We start from the raw sequence: 14,149 nt of genomic DNA on the forward strand, positions 1-14,149 counted from the left end.
GTTGATTCTAATTATAAAATAAAAGCGATCGCTCCTTATCAAAAGCAGGTTTAAGGAAAGCCAGAAACCCGGTTTTTCCGAAAAACCGGGTTTCTCAAAGGGCTGGGTTGACATAAAATTAATAGAAACCTGTAGGAGTTTATGGTCATTAACCCCCACTCTTTCATTATCAATTATCCATTAAAAAGATACCCAAGATTTAACATCATCAAAACTCCAAGGCGAAGGCGGATTCTTATTGTAGTCAATAAAATATTCGTATCCGAGTTGCTCGTATAACTCAGATACTAATTGCTGTAAATCTAATATCGGTTCGATATCTGTTGGCAAAAGGGGAAAAGGGAAACTGGGAAGGCGATCGCCTACGTTAAAACTGTACAAATCTGGGGTGGGGCGAGTATTACCACGACTAACTAATATACGATAGTGTTTTGATTTGCTATTGTGGAAAACTGGCATGGCAGAGCCACCTCGTAATAAATCTATTTCTACTAAGTGAGTCATACTTTCTAAGATTTGTTGTCGTTTGGCTAGATACTTCTGGTGACCTTCTCCTGTTTTATTAGCAGGGGAGAGAACTTCTACAACCGCGACTACTTCTTTTGTGGCTGTATCTTTGACTTCAATGTAGGATTGCCGGACTTCTTCTCGTAGGGGAATGGCTACTTTCACGGGTTTGACTGAGAGTTTTTGGGCAGTAATGGTTGCTGCCAGCGTAGTTTTTGATTCTCGATTATTTTGTACGCTAACGTCTGGTCTACCGATAGTAATGGAGGTTGAGTTGCCGATTTTATAAACCCACTTGTCAGTGACGACTCGGTATTTGGGAGCGAGCGGTGGAACCAGGTTTCTAGCTATGGCAGCAACCAGTTGATTGTGGAAGTCAGACCAATATTCAGGTTGTTCGAGATAAGGATTCATTCCGGGAAATGGATTGGGCATGGTTTTTCTGAGGTAGTTGGTTTTATTTAATGTAGCAGAATGGGTGGCGATCGCTTTCTGAAGACTATCCAGAAACCCGGTTTTTTCCAAAAAACCGGGTTTCTTAAACAATTAAGCGGGAGTTGTTGCTAACTTTTTCTCTAACGATATGATAACATAATTTTGAGAAAATAAATTCACTTCTTGATTGGAGGACAAAATGCAAATTACTTTGGAAATTCCTGATGAGATGCTTCAAGGAAAAGGATTAAACGAAGGAGAATGGTTGCAGGAAATAGCGATCGCTCTATTTCAAAAAGAATTAATAACTCTCGCTCGTGCTAGCAGGATTGCCCGAATGCACCAAATGGATTTTCAAAAGCTAATTGCCAGTCGCGGTATCTGCATTCATTACGATGTTGAAGAGTTTGAACAAGACATTCGGCATTTAGAAGAGCGGGGTTGGTTATGATTATTGTTAGCGATACTTCACCTTTATGTAATCTACAACTGGTTAATTCTCTCTGGTTATTGCGAGAACTTTATGGTATAGTTATAATTCCTCATGTTGTGGCTGAGGAACTTGCTGCTGCTAGCAATCTGGATATTCAAAATATTTGCCACCTAGAATGGATACAAATCCGAACTCTTAGTTTAACAAAGGTTGCTGAAAGCCTTCAGAGGAAGCGGGGATTATATCCAGGAGAAGCCAAGGCCATAGCTTTAGCAATCGAGCTTAAGGCAGACGATCTGCTTATTGATGAGCGACTCGGAAGACGAGAAGCTTTGCAACTCGGATTATCTGTTATTGGTGTATTGGGGATTTTAGTCGCTGCCAAACAAAAAGGTTTAATTCCAATGGTATAACCTGTTATGGATACCCTTATTGAGGAGGCTGGTTTTAGAGTAAGTGATCGTTTATACCAGCGAATTATTACTTGATCTAGTGAGTGAAGTGTTAAAAAGGGAAGGTTGCGATCGCTCCACATCAAAACCAGATTTAGGGAAAGCCAGAAACCAGGTTTTTTTGAAAAAACTAGGTTTCTTAAACAATTAAGCGGGAGCAGTTGCTAACTCTTTATCCTCTGTTTCTGTTGCTTCTGGCGGTTTTTCTGCTTCTCTATCCATGAGGTATCTTATCCTTTTAAACAAATCGACTTCTGCCGGTTCTTGGTCTGTTAATTTATCATAGAAATAGGGAATGGTAAACCATTGAGAAAACGCTACTCTTAACAAGCCGTTTGGCCTTAAATTAAAGCGCCAATATTTAGATAGTCGATCGTCTACTACCTCAAACAACGGGGCGGGATTTTGCATCGGGTAATACATATAATGGTCGTCAGCAATGTAGTACCAAATTTGTCCTTTCCATTCATAAAAAGCATAAACAACATACTCTTTGCCAATAGTTAATCCAAATTCTAGGTCTCTAGTGTAACCTCCATTAGGATCGAGATCATGCTCTGGCAGAGATGCGCCAGTGTTAGCGATACAACGAATTTTCATGGGTTGATGTTCCTTATTGATTTTTAGGTGCTGTTTTGGGATATTCCCGTTTAAATTTGAACTCAACGTTTTGAGCTGTTTTGTTGTTTCTATACCAATGGACTTGTACGGAAGCTCCATCAATTAATACAGACTGTTTAGTTGTCATTTGATCCCAGTCTTCGAGAGAACCGCCATAGTTGGCCACAAGTTGCGAAGCGTATCTTAGCGGTTCTTTACTGCCATTAAAGATGGTCTTACTTTGCCCTTTTTGGCATCTTCTAGAAGTAGTTGCTATTCTAAGTTATTGGGTGTTTCATCGGGAATCGGGCCTGTTGTCACAGTGTTGTTTTTTGCTTGGTAAAAAAGGTTGATTCTAATTATAAAATAAAAGCGATCACTCTTGATAAAAACCAAACTTAGGGAAAGCCAGAAACCCGGTTTTTCGGAAAAACCGGGTTTCTCAAAGGGCATAATTAACATTAGAGTTGTTGGGAAATAACTTAGGTTAGAAAAAAACTCAAACGAAAACTGATAGATTTCCTGAGTAATTTGATTACTTATGCTGCCATCAGATATAAGTTCCACGGGTACAGTTGCTGTTAGCATTAATTTGTCATCAAAATCATACTTATGATTACGATAAATCTGACTGACAACTCCATAACGTTTCATACCCTTGATATGCGTTTTCACATACTACCCTTGATTGGCTCAATTTCCGATTTTCTAATTTTTGTTGCTCACTTAACTCTCCCCCTTTTGGTTTTTTATGGGGAATGCGGATATTTTCATACTGATGCGTGGATACCTTGGAAACCACTGTCTACTTGAATCGGAATCTCTACAGGTATATTTCAAGCGCAATTTCTCCTGATCATGGAACTTCTTATCATGTAGCTTTCCTTCTCGTGCCTGGCTCAATACCAGTACTTTCTGGTTTTGATTGACTGCAACTAAATGTTTACGAGTGTGACGCTTTTTTTTTCCCGAATAATTCAGTTTTGGTTTTTCTGAGTCAGTTAGTCGTTGCACTGGCCGCTGAAGTGCCATCCATTATCACTCGTTTTACTCCAGGGAAACGTTCTATGAATCCTTGGACACTGTTAACTTGACGCTCTGGTAGCACCTTTTTTTCTTCCAGAGCTGCTTCTAATGCTAGGGGTTGTCAGCGATGAACCCAATAATGTGCCTGACTACGGTCGATATCAAATAAGATACCAGCTCAATCAAAAGTTGGGTAACACTTAAAGTAGAATAGAATGTCAAACAATTTGTCTTGATTGGTGCGTAAACGAGCCTTACGGCCTCCTCCAATAGAGCGTTGACGAGGTTTTGAGTGCAATGTTTGCTCATACATTTGAGCAAAGGACTCCAACAAAGATTCAAATGCTTTACGGTTTAATCCCGTTAATCCTCTGAGTAACCTGTCTGGTTTTAAGGCTCGTTCAATATTTAGCATTTTTATGGCCAATTTCTTCTTGAATCATTTTACCTTATTTCCCAACAACTCTATTAAATGAATAGAAAACCTGTAGGGGGGTTTCATGTCGCGCAGCAAAATGCTATTCGCCCTTAACCTTTTATTATCAATTAAAAAAACGCCCCGGTCGTAATATCGGGGCGTTTTTTGGTTGGGGAGCGATCGCTCCCAACTACTAAACTGGTTTACTCACCGCAGTTTCTAAAGCTGAATCCTAAAATCCGTGACACCAATATCCGGCGCACCCTCTAATTTAACAAACAAACCGCCATTCCCCAAACCAGCTTTGTTACCATTACTATTGTAAAACAGTTCTCCGCTCTCGTCATTGTAAACAATAAATGCTTTGCTGCTAGCAACCTCGGCAGCATCATCAACAACTGCAAATTCCCGTTTGCGACTGAAACTATTACCTTGAAGACTCTTGATAACTTTAAACGCGCTTTTGTCGAGAATAAGTTTGTCTTCACCCAATATAAAGTCAGTTATTTCATCGGTTTCTGTTTTCTTAAAGTCAGCAAAAATAAAGGAATCTCTGCCTTTGCCTCCAGTTAATATATCCTCCCCTTTACCGCCATTGAGTTTGTCTTTACCCTTGCCTCCAAGTAGGGTGTCGTTGCCGTTTTTCCCCAACAGTTTGTCGTTACCGCCCTTGCCATCTAACACATCGTCTAGATTACTGCCTCTGAGAGTATTTCTACGATTGTTGCCGTTTTTAATAATGCCTTGGTTTGGGTTATTTAAGGAGTCAATTATTTCCTGACCCGTGAGGTTATCCACAGTCTCAATGAAACCTTCACCTTTGTTGCCTTTTTCGTCGAAAAAGTTGTTAATAGTCAGTTCTTTAGTAATTACTATCTTACCATTTTTCTCCTCCAATAATTGGGAAGACTCTCCACTAAAGAGTTCCATCAGTTCTTTGTCGATATTTTGCTTGATCGTAGCGATCTTCCCATTTCCATCAATATCTATTACTAGATCGGTACCTTGACGCAAAAAGCCAGTCTTGCCTTTAGCTAAACCACCTTCAGAAAGATCGACATCTTCTAGTTCGAGACGATCTTTACCACCAGTATCAATGATCTGACTACCAGATGCGTTTTTAGCTTGGAGTATGTATAAATCATCTCCATCACCACCGTTCAAAATATCAGCATCGCCTCCACCTTCGAGAGTATCTTTCCCATCACCACCTTCGAGACTGTCGTTTCCAGTACCACCATCTACTTCATCATCACCTACACCACCAGATATAATGTCTTGACCATCACCACCACTAATCACATCTGCTTGATTTCCTGAAGTTGATTTCAGTTGAAAATCTCCCAAGATAAAATCGTTTCCAGTACCACCAAACATTGTGTCAGCACCTTCACCTCCAGACATAATATCTTCTCCAGCATTACCCCAGATTTGGTCGTCACCACCTTTGGCATAAACTGCATCATCTCCATCAAGAGACCTGATAACATCTGCCTCATCTTGACCAACCAAATGATTATCTTGACTGGTATCAACTAATTTTTTGCTGTTCTGTGCGACTCCAAAAATTGTTTCTAACTCCTCTATGTCTGTTATATTTGTAGGATTCAAAACCAAGTGAGTTAAATGAGAATATCCTTCGGGTTCAGCGATGGTGTAGGTGACATCAATGGTTGCGGATGTGGCAGTTACAGTTTTAGGTAGTTTGACTTTCCAAGCATCTTTGGCGCTGTTGACGGTAATAGTTTTACCATCCTGAGTTACTTCTAGATTGCTAATTACTAGATCGTCTAAAGTGTAGAGATTTTTTACTTCTATATCGGGATCGCTAAAGTTCTGGAGGAGAAATTCTTTGGGCAGGCTAAATTCTTTTAAACCACTGGGTAGATCGTAATCCCAGCGAGCTGGTGTTTGACCAGGTTGACGAATATTACCCTCAGCCAAATCTACGCGATCGACTGCCCATTCGTTATCAAGTTGTATTTGAGCAGTTTGGCCGTCAGTTGTAATAGCTTCCGAATAAAAGAGACGCGATCGCTGGTCGTTACCAAAGGGATCGAGAATAGGCTCGTTAGCTTTTTTACTCTTGTTATAAACTGAGTCTGGTACGAGGATGGAGTTAACATCTTCTGTCTCAAACTTAATCAAACCAATTCCAAATAGCAGATCGACTGTACCATCTGGTTTTGTTACTTCTACTGCATTTTCATAAGTTTCGGAAGCTCGGATCGCATAATCCTGAGAACTACCTTCCGTGTAAACTACCACATCGCTCAAGAATGGAGAAGTAAAACCATCGAAAGCTACAGGCTCCCCAGTAGTTGAAGTAGAAGCAGACATTATAAAAACGTTTTCCCCAGGGCTAATAATAGTATTGTTACCCCCGCCGGAATAAATAAAATTATAGGTGTTGGCATCGGCAACTAATTTATCATCTCCTTCTCCTAAGTGGTAGCTAACCATCGGTACATATTGAGCATAAGATGTTTTTGGGAAATTACTCTCTAGAGGTTGAGAGGTAAATGGTTTAACTTTTTGTAAATCATTTTTAGTGAAATTGAAATCAGAGCTTATGTTTGCGTATTCAGCATTTAAGATTGTGTCTGCTTTATCAGTAAATATAACTTCAGGAATGTAGCTGCTATATACTCCGCCTACTCCTCCTGGTAGTTCTGTATTGTCAAAGGCATCTTTTAAACTACTGAAGTCAACCCTGTTCACTTTTCCTAATGCGAACCAATGGGTTCCATCCAGAACTTTTGTACTTTCAAAAACAACCTCATCAAATATATCGTCATCTATTCCTAAGGTTAGCGCACTCCTAATATTATCTTTGAGAATAACTTTCCGATAGGCGTCATCTTGATTAGGTTGTCTCCCACGAATTAAAATGTTTTCTACAAGAGACCAACCAATAGTAAAGGTTTGTTTTGACGGTGACTGCAAGGAATAGCGTTCGTCGCTACCTACTTCTTTTCTAGCTGAAGATCCCGCCAAGTCAGCAGAAGCTATAATCAAAGATTTTAAGTCAGCATCAATGCGATCGAGAGTGAAGAAAGGTCCACTGCGACTTTCTCGGGGATCGTAATATTTAATAAAGTTAGAGTCATCAATTTCAACTTCCACTTCTGATAAGTCGGAAACACCTATCTTTCTCTCAAGTGCTTGAGTTTCCAAGACAAGAGTATATTCTGAGTCTTTGAGATTACCTGAAGGATTTAAGTCATTGCCACCAGCACTAAAAATACCGTAGATTCTGCCATCTGTGGGGTGGGTTACTAAATGGTTTAATCCTACCTCTCCCCCTAAGTTGACAATCCTCAGAGTATGGGGAGACTTACTCAAGTCTCCACTCAGGGCAGTAATTTCACCAGGGTTAACAGCAGAAATAAAGGCATCGTAAGTACCTGGAGCGCTTTCAAAATAGACAGAATTAGTGCCACCACCCAAGTCTATAATATCCTGGTAAATAGACGAACCTTCTGGCAGTAAAAACAACTCACCTCCATGAATATTTTTCTTAAGATAGGGATTTTTCCAACGCAAAGCATCAGTAAGAGTAATATTTGCTTCTGTTTCATTGGTGTGTAGCTGTAGGGTATCATTTCCCGAACCTAAAATATAAGGCGCTCCTCTATTATACCCAATCGGAACCTTCAGCCGATCGGGACCTTGGGTTCCAGTTAAAACCCCCACTGGTAGGTCAATAGCATAAACATCTGGGGGTGAACCGCCTAAGAAAAGATCGGGTTGGCGATCGCCAACATCACCTAAACTGGTAAAGTCCATCTTTATTCCTTCGGTGCTTGCTTGCAGCTCATCGGAAAGAATAATTCTTTCTATGTTGTCAAGTTTAGTGTTATTATTCTTGTTATCAACTTTGAGATTATAAGATACATCTGTTCGATCTAATGATATGTCTGTGCCATTGAAATTTTTTCCATTATACACATCTGAGTCTAAGATAAATACATCTCCAGCACTTGCAGTAAATTCACTGATAGGGTTGTCAAAAGGATCTTTGTAAGTTCTGGGCTTTACTTGGTTGCTCTCGTCTCCCCCATCAACAATATCATTACCAAGACTCAGTTGACCAGCATCAGGACTATCAGGACAACAAGTCAGGTAGTGCAAATATCACAGTAGAAGCAACATCCAACGGTCAAACCGTTACTGATACTTTCACTGTCTCTGTAACTGCTAAACCTGACTTGGTAGTACAAAGTACATCAGTTCCATCTTTTGCAAGAGCAGGTAGCTCTATAAGTATCAGTGGCTATGTAAAAAACATAGGTAGTAGTAGCGCAGGTAGTAGCTATGTCAAATATTATCTGTCTGATGACACAACCTTAAGTTCCTCTGACACATACTTAGGTTCAGATTATGTTACTAGCCTCGGCTCAGGTCAGTCTAGCTATGAGTATGAATCATTAACTATACCGTCAACCACAAGCCGTGGAACGAAATATGTGTTGTTGGCGGCTGATGCTAACAACACGGTGGCAGAAAGTAATGAAAACAATAATGTTGCTCATGGTTCAATTTACATCTATTAATTTCAGGTAAGCTTGATTCACTGATCGTTCTCCTCAACAACAAACATTAATACCAAAGAGCGATCGCTTCCCATCTCTCAGAAGGCGATCGCTCTTCCATTAGTTTTTTTTATTGTTGACAGATTGACCAATTTGTGATATAGATTTCTATCATTATCCCACTTTTGAAATCAAAAATTATGCACTTTTTTGTGGTGAAAAACTATGCAATTTTTTGATAAAAAAATCATGTAATCCTGGCTAAATAATTTAGGACTTACACGGGAGGAACCCGGTTTCTCCCAGAAACCGGGTTTCTGGGTTCAGTTCAAAGGACGATATTTTGTTGAGAAACCAAGTTTCTGCGTAAGTCCTGTAATTAATAGAAATGATTTCCCACGGAAAAAAAATTGCAAATATTTACAAACAGGTTGCTTTTCTGGATAGAGGTGTTACCATAAATCCTGTAATGCAAAAAAAATACTTGTTAGAACAGGGAAAAGAAGAATGTTCTAAGGTATTTGCCTAGCGCTTAGATGACGGCTAGTTAGAAAATCAGGACTTACCCATGAGGAAGGAAATTTCAAGGCTTTCGCTCCTGGTGAGTAATGACAGAAATACGTTGCGTGTGTGTAAGTCCTAAAAATATTAAATTATTTGGAACAATGAGCATGCTAGAACCAGATTCAGGATATATTTTCCCACTTCCACCGGAACAGGAACTACAAAATTTGGGGGAAATACCCATCGTTGGTGTCGAACCGAATGGGGAAAACCTCTCGCCTTTGTTGGAGGAACCTATTGATTCACCTTTAGTAACTTCAGTTGATGTTGATATAGTTAGGGAAGAGTCAACTGTCAATGAGAATACCGATATTCTTACGGGTGTAACAGAAGAGGACTCTAATATTTCTTCGATTCAAGTTAGGAAGACCACTAAGACAGACCCAGGGAATAATGCTAAAAATGCCCTTAACTTGGGCAAAGTGGGAGATAAACCAATAAAAAATAATGACGATATTGGTTTTAACTCTGGTGGGACTAAGGACAAAAATGACTACTACAAATTTACTCTCACAGGGAAAGAAAACGAGGTTAGTGTAGTAGTTGATGGTCTCAAGGATGATGCGAACTTACAATTACTGGATACAAATGGTAAGGATGTTTTGTCTAAGTCTACACAAAAAGGTAAGAAGACAGAGACTATTGATACGGAGTTGGATAAAGGTACTTATTATTTGCGAGTTTACCCTCAAGGTAGTGCTAAAACTAAGTATGGCCTCAGTGTTAGTGCGGAGGAAATACTCCAAGACCCTGATAGCAAACCCAGTGGGGCGACTAATTTAGGTCCATTGGGTAAGAAGAAAAAGAAAGTCAACGACGAGATAGGTTTTAGGCAAAATGGTACTAGGGATAATAGCGATTTTTATCAATTTAGTTTAACTGAAGATTTCAATAACCTAAATATTGTCTTGGATGGTCTGAAAGATAATGCTAATATCAATCTGTTTGATGAAAGTCAAGATATTATCGACCGGTCTCGGGCAAAAGGCAAGAGTAAGGAAATAATTGACGAGGTATTAGAACCGGGTACTTATTTCTTGGAGGTGGAACCCCAGGGAAGTGCTAAGACTAAATATCAGTTGAGCTTTGATTCCAATAAAATTGATGACCCCGATGGCAATCGAAATCGGGCACAAGAGATAAAAGTTGGTAAAAAACCAGAGAAAATTAGGGATGAAGTAGGGTTTGAGGTTGGAGGCCAACGAGACCAAAAAGATTACTATCAGTTTACTTTGAACAAGGATAGCGAGGTTAATCTGAGTCTGGACGGTCTGAAGCAAAATTTGGATTTCCAACTGTTAGGTGATAAGGGCAATCTGCTTTACAGTTCTACTAATAAAAGTACAGATTCTGGAGTAATTGAAACTATTTTAGATAAGGGCGAATATTATGTTTTGGTTAAACCTGTGGGTAGCGATCGCTCGGAATATACTCTTTCTCTAGTTGCGGATAGTGATATTGAAGACCCGGACGCTAAGTTACCAGGAAATAATCTGGGTAAACTCAAAGCAGAACCTATTACGAAAAGAGACAAGATTGGTTTTAAGGAAAAGGGTTTTATCGATCAGAGCGACTTTTGGGGATTTGAGTTAACTCAGGAAACTGACTTAGATATTAGTTTAGATAGGTTGACTCAAAATGCTGATTTAGAACTATATGATGAAGATGGGACTACCCTAATTTATAGTTCTAAAGAAAAGGGCAAAGCTAAAGAACTAATTAGTACCATTTTGGATAAGGGTACTTATTATATCAAAGTTAAACCCAATAGTGGCAGTCGGACTAACTATGAATTAAGTTTGACTGGTAATACTAAAATTGCTGAAAAAGATGATGCTTTGCCAGGAACACCTTTGGGAGAGTTGGGAGAAAAACCAGTTACTAAGAAAGATAAGGTAGGTTTTAAACCTTCTGGTAATGTCCGGGATTTTGCAGATTTTTACAATTTCAGTTTGGCTGAACAAAGCGGAGTTAATATTACTCTAGATGGTTTGAGTGGCAATGCTACCTTAAGTTTGCTGAGAACTGACGGCCGAGAAATTGAAGTTTCTGACAATAAAGGTAGTAAAGATGAAGCTATTAACGAAGTTTTAAGTGCTGGAAATTATTACATTGGAGTTAAAGCGGAAGGTAATGCTAAGACTAAATATGATTTGGGAGTAACTGCTAATGTCCTGAAGGATGACATTAATAGTCGCAAGAATGCCAAAGAATTAGGTAATCTCAATTCCCAAGACCAGGTGACGGAAAAAGACCGGATAGGTTTTTCCCAAGGTGGTCTTCGAGATCAAGTAGATTACTACAGTTTTAATCTGACTGAAGCGAGCGATGTGATTTTGACTTTGGACGGTTTGGATCAAGATGCGAATTTGTTATTGCTGGATGAAAATGACCAAATAGCTCAGTCTATTCTTAAAGGTATTAAAGCTGAAAAAATTGAGAAGAAGTTAAAAAAAGGAACTTATTATGCAGCTATTGTCCCGGTTGGTGGCGCTAAAACTGATTACCAATTAAGTTTAGACGCTATACAGAAAACTGTAGATTTGTCAAGTTTGAAATTTAACGTCCTGGATGCCCAAGATGGATTGAAGGCCGGGGAAAAGGTCAAGGTTAATTATCAAGTCAATAATATCGGTAACACTAAAGCTGATACTTTTAACGTTGGGTTCTATTTGTCCACAGATGAGGGCATAGACACCGGGGACTTCCTTTTGGATACTGTGGAGATTAAGTCCCTTTCCGGTGGCCAGAATACTAAAAAATTGGCCAAGCAATTGACTCTGCCTGATGGTGGGGACAAGTTCTGGCAGGATGCTGGGGACTATTATTTGGGCGTAATAGTCGATAGCGACAATGCGATCGCGGAAGATAACGAACTGAATAATACTAGCAGTCAGAGCGTTGGTGTTGAGATTTCTAGCGATTTGAAGTTGAGCGGTTTTGATGTGCAACAGGAAACCGTTAACCCTGGGCAAAAGTTTGATGCTAAGGTAACGGTTGAAAATATTGGTGGTAAAATTAATGATTTCCAAATAGGGTATTATCTGTCTTTGGATAATGAAATTACTACCAGCGATACCTTGATTGGTTCTGAGGAAATCGCATCTTTGGGAAGTAACGCAACTACTACCATCAGCAAGCAGTTTACTTTACCAGAGAATAGCATTAATGGTCAGAAAAAATACTTTGTGGGAGCGATCGCTGATTACCAAGATGCTTTTGTGGAAGTAAACGAAACTAATAATATTAGTCAAGAAAGAGTTTCTCTGAGTCCGGTGCCAGAAGATAATGCAGGTGACACATTCAAGAAAGCTCGAAATGTTGGTGTTGTTGGCGATACAACTCAGAAGTTTTCTGACTGGGTGGGTAATTTCTATGGAGTTTCCGAAGATACCAGTGATTATTACCAGATAGAAATTGATGGCAGAAGCAATCTCAACCTGACTCTTGATGGTTTAGATATCAACGCTAACCTATATTTGTACAACAGCGAGGAACGGTTAGAAGAACAATCTGTTAATACGGAAAATAAAAAAGAAGAAATTTCTCGTAAATTATTACCAGGCACTTATTACGTTGAAGTTAGAGACAATGACACTGGCAATACAACCTATAACTTAGAAATGTCAGCATCACCACTAGAATACCCAGTGCCACAAATTGCTGGTTGGAACGGGGATACTGCTCTAGATATTGGTGCAGTTGGAACGACTCCTATCAAGAAAACTGAGTATGTGGGCAACCTCCACGGGTTTAAAGATGACCTGAATGATTTCTACAAGTTCCAAGTAGAAGGTGACAGCACTATTCAAATTGATTTGACAGGTTTGATAGGAAATGCCGATCTATATCTTTATGACACGGAAAGTAGTGGTAGTATTGCCAGATCGGAGACACTGCAAAAAGTTGATGAAAGTATTGTCAAGAATTTAACTCCAGGAACTTATTTTCTTGAAGTTCAAAGTGTTAACGATGCTAAAACCACCTACGACTTGCAGGTAGTAGGAACGCCATTACCAAACAATGGTGCTGGAGGAAATCCTGATCGAGCCTTGGATTTAGGAACTCTGACTACACCCAAGACTGTCAATGACTGGGTAGGAAATATTGATGACAAAGATTATTACAAATTTAACGTCAGTGAAAACAGCACAGTTGAGATAGAGCTGACAGGAATGAGCGATGATGCTAATCTGGAATTATTCAACAATAAGAAAAAGTCACTCGCGTCTTCTTCCCAAACTGACAATAAAGATGATGGAATTATTACCAATTTATCTCCTGGTGACTATTTCTTAGAAGTGGATAATTATTATGGTAGTGTAGGTACTCCTTACAACTTACAACTAACAACTACTTCCCGGACAACGGATATAGCTGGTAACAATTTTGATGCAGCATTTGACCTGGGTGCATTGGGAACCGTAAACCAGACCGAGTGGGTAGGCACTTTTGACGACAGCGACTATTACAAGTTTACCATTGCTGGAGATAGCGCCGTTAAACTAGGTCTGACAGGGATGAATGGTAATGCTAATATCACCCTTTACGACAATGAGAAAGAGCGGATTACGAGTTCTAGTAATTCTGGTAATGCTGATGAACTGATAGATCGTAACTTAGAACCTGGAGATTACTTCCTCAAAGTTGATTTCTCTGGTAGTGGTGCAGATTATAATCTCACTGCATCCGCAACTCCAATTGTTGACGCAGGCGGAAATACTAAAGAAACAGCAGGGGATATGGGTGATATTAGTGCGACGAAAACTTTTAGTAACTGGGTAGGTAACGTCGATCAGAGCGATTGGTTTAAATTTACTATTACTGGAGATAGCGCTGTTAACCTAGGACTAACAGGAATGACTGCCAATGGAAATTTGTACTTGTATGATGAGACCAAAGAAAACTCAATTGCCAGTTCCACTAAATCTAGTGATACTGATGAAGTTCTAGCAGTGAACCTAAACCCCGGTACTTACTACGTCCAAGTTTATGGCGAAAGTGGTAACACAAACTACAGCTTAAGTGCCACAGCAACTGCAATTCCTGACGCTGGCGGAAATACTAAAGAAACAGCAGGGGATATGGGTGATATTAGTGCGACGAAAACCTTTAGTAACTGGGTAGGTGGGATTGATAATAGTGATTGGTTTACATTTACTATCGCCGGAGATAGCGC

The 14,149-nt window shown here is 39.6% G+C and carries 12 protein-coding genes; 4 read left to right on the forward strand and 8 right to left on the reverse strand.

The features are described 5' to 3' along the window. Nucleotides 1-180: 180 nt before the first annotated feature. Complete coding sequence (locus VKJ25_RS08785; RefSeq protein WP_324236249.1) at nt 181-1,032, reverse strand: DUF4058 family protein; 852 nt, start codon at nt 1,030-1,032, stop codon at nt 181-183. Between the two features lie 109 nt (nt 1,033-1,141). Between VKJ25_RS08785 and VKJ25_RS08790 the strand changes: the two genes are divergently transcribed. Together VKJ25_RS08790 and VKJ25_RS08795 are read left to right on the forward strand one after the other, a co-directional pair. After that, complete coding sequence (locus VKJ25_RS08790; protein WP_324236250.1) at nt 1,142-1,393, forward strand: UPF0175 family protein; 252 nt, start codon at nt 1,142-1,144, stop codon at nt 1,391-1,393. Beyond that, a complete protein-coding gene (locus VKJ25_RS08795; RefSeq protein ID WP_324236251.1) occupies nt 1,390-1,788 on the forward strand; it encodes a PIN domain-containing protein in 399 nt (132 codons plus the stop codon). The genes VKJ25_RS08790 and VKJ25_RS08795 overlap by 4 nt, the downstream gene beginning before the upstream one ends. Nucleotides 1,789-1,974: 186 nt before the next feature. Here the strand turns inward: VKJ25_RS08795 and VKJ25_RS08800 are convergent, their stop codons facing one another. The 7 genes from VKJ25_RS08800 to VKJ25_RS08820 form a co-directional block, all read right to left on the reverse strand. Further along, nucleotides 1,975-2,427, reverse strand: coding sequence for a hypothetical protein (locus VKJ25_RS08800; RefSeq protein ID WP_324236252.1), 453 nt, complete (start codon nt 2,425-2,427; stop codon nt 1,975-1,977). A 13-nt stretch (nt 2,428-2,440) separates the two neighbouring features. After that, on the reverse strand, nt 2,441-2,614 hold the full coding sequence (locus VKJ25_RS08805) for a hypothetical protein (protein ID WP_324236253.1): 174 nt from the start codon (nt 2,612-2,614) through the stop codon (nt 2,441-2,443). 86 nt (nt 2,615-2,700) lie between these two features. After that, nucleotides 2,701-3,081, reverse strand: coding sequence for a hypothetical protein (locus tag VKJ25_RS08810; protein ID WP_324236254.1), 381 nt, complete (start codon nt 3,079-3,081; stop codon nt 2,701-2,703). Continuing rightward, nucleotides 3,044-3,229: a transposase family protein gene (locus VKJ25_RS24535; protein ID WP_375340314.1), complete on the reverse strand. Its 186-nt coding sequence runs from the start codon at nt 3,227-3,229 to the stop codon at nt 3,044-3,046. Before VKJ25_RS24535 ends, VKJ25_RS08810 begins: the two co-directional genes overlap by 38 nt. Beyond that, on the reverse strand, nt 3,154-3,459 hold the full coding sequence (locus VKJ25_RS24540) for a transposase family protein (RefSeq protein WP_375340315.1): 306 nt from the start codon (nt 3,457-3,459) through the stop codon (nt 3,154-3,156). The genes VKJ25_RS24535 and VKJ25_RS24540 overlap by 76 nt, the downstream gene beginning before the upstream one ends. 172 nt (nt 3,460-3,631) lie before the next feature. Further along, entirely contained in the window at nt 3,632-3,868 is a 237-nt protein-coding gene (locus tag VKJ25_RS08815) for a hypothetical protein (RefSeq protein ID WP_324236255.1), read from the reverse strand. A gap of 222 nt (nt 3,869-4,090) precedes the next feature. Further along, nucleotides 4,091-8,005, reverse strand: a complete 3,915-nt coding sequence (locus VKJ25_RS08820) for a calcium-binding protein (protein WP_324236256.1) — start codon at nt 8,003-8,005, stop codon at nt 4,091-4,093. 77 nt (nt 8,006-8,082) lie between these two features. Between VKJ25_RS08820 and VKJ25_RS08825 the strand changes: the two genes are divergently transcribed. Further along, on the forward strand, nt 8,083-8,427 hold the full coding sequence (locus tag VKJ25_RS08825; protein ID WP_324236257.1) for a CARDB domain-containing protein: 345 nt from the start codon (nt 8,083-8,085) through the stop codon (nt 8,425-8,427). A gap of 644 nt (nt 8,428-9,071) precedes the next feature. Beyond that, on the forward strand, nt 9,072-14,149 hold a 5,078-nt coding region (locus VKJ25_RS08830; RefSeq protein ID WP_324236258.1), incomplete at its 3' end, for a pre-peptidase C-terminal domain-containing protein.

It is taken from the genome of Okeania sp. (assembly GCF_035285525.1).
GTDB lineage: Bacteria > Cyanobacteriota > Cyanobacteriia > Cyanobacteriales > Microcoleaceae > Trichodesmium.

Bases quoted from the DNA above. Each gene is read 5' to 3' on its own strand.
- VKJ25_RS08790 (WP_324236250.1), top strand. From the start codon at position 1,142: ATGCAAATTACTTTGGAAATTCCTGATGAGATGCTTCAAGGAAAAGGA.
- VKJ25_RS08795 (WP_324236251.1), top strand. From the start codon at position 1,390: ATGATTATTGTTAGCGATACTTCACCTTTATGTAATCTACAACTGGTT.
- VKJ25_RS08800 (WP_324236252.1), bottom strand. From the start codon at position 2,427: ATGAAAATTCGTTGTATCGCTAACACTGGCGCATCTCTGCCAGAGCAT.
- VKJ25_RS08810 (WP_324236254.1), bottom strand. From the start codon at position 3,081: ATGAAACGTTATGGAGTTGTCAGTCAGATTTATCGTAATCATAAGTAT.
- VKJ25_RS24540 (WP_375340315.1), bottom strand. From the start codon at position 3,459: ATGGCACTTCAGCGGCCAGTGCAACGACTAACTGACTCAGAAAAACCA.
- VKJ25_RS08815 (WP_324236255.1), bottom strand. From the start codon at position 3,868: ATGCTAAATATTGAACGAGCCTTAAAACCAGACAGGTTACTCAGAGGA.